This window comes from Halomonas sp. AOP30-A1-24 (genome assembly GCF_052378165.1).
GTDB lineage: Bacteria > Pseudomonadota > Gammaproteobacteria > Pseudomonadales > Halomonadaceae > Vreelandella > Vreelandella citrativorans.
This window is the reverse complement of record NZ_JBQSXL010000093.1, coordinates 1-664: the sequence shown is the minus strand read 5'-3', so window position 1 is coordinate 664 and position 664 is coordinate 1. Positions and strand designations below refer to the sequence as shown.

At 35.2% G+C, this 664-nt stretch carries 1 protein-coding gene; it reads left to right on the top strand.

Annotated features, from left to right (window positions below; translation table 11 throughout):
* Positions 1-348: 348 nt before the first annotated feature.
* On the top strand, positions 349-664 hold a 316-nt coding region (locus tag ACT3TJ_RS18015; RefSeq protein ID WP_444622843.1), incomplete at its 3' end, for a hypothetical protein.

Sequence of the window (664 nt, the reverse complement as noted above, 5' to 3'; positions counted from 1 at the left end):
TATCAAAGGCATAGCAAAAAAATTATTCAATTAACTCCTGTACCAAGTGAAATACAATACATTCCTAACAATTCAAGCAAGAAGGACGCCGAAGACGGCGCCTCTTCTTGAGGTGTTAAACGTATTATGGTCTTTGAGATTTTAGAGTTTGCGATTTGAAATTGCTGTTCACTTGCATTCAGTGTGCCATTGGATCGGACTCTAAAGTGTAGCGCTACTCCATCAGGAGGTAACGTCGTCTAGAGAATAAGTTATATATTCATAGTTTTAAGACTAACCATAAGGTTTTTAACGAATTCTTGAAGAAAAATTTATGGTGAAATTTTTAATCATTAGTGGTGGCTTAAAATGAATCAGCATATCAAAAAAGCATTACTAGATGGACGTTTGGTTTTATTGCTAGGGGCAGGTGCTTCTGCAGGTTGTAAAAATTCTCTTGAAAAAGATCCTCCTTTAGGCTGGGGCTTGGCCCAAATACTTACTGATAAAATAGGTAATGAACTTGATGAAGATGATGATTTGTCTGATGTTTACGCTGCTGCGAAGAGAGTTATTGGCATGCAAGTGCAAAGTATTTTTGAGACGCATTATAAACATTGTAAACCTTCAGATGAATATCGATTAATTGCAAAATATCCCTTTTTTAGAATTTACACATTAAATA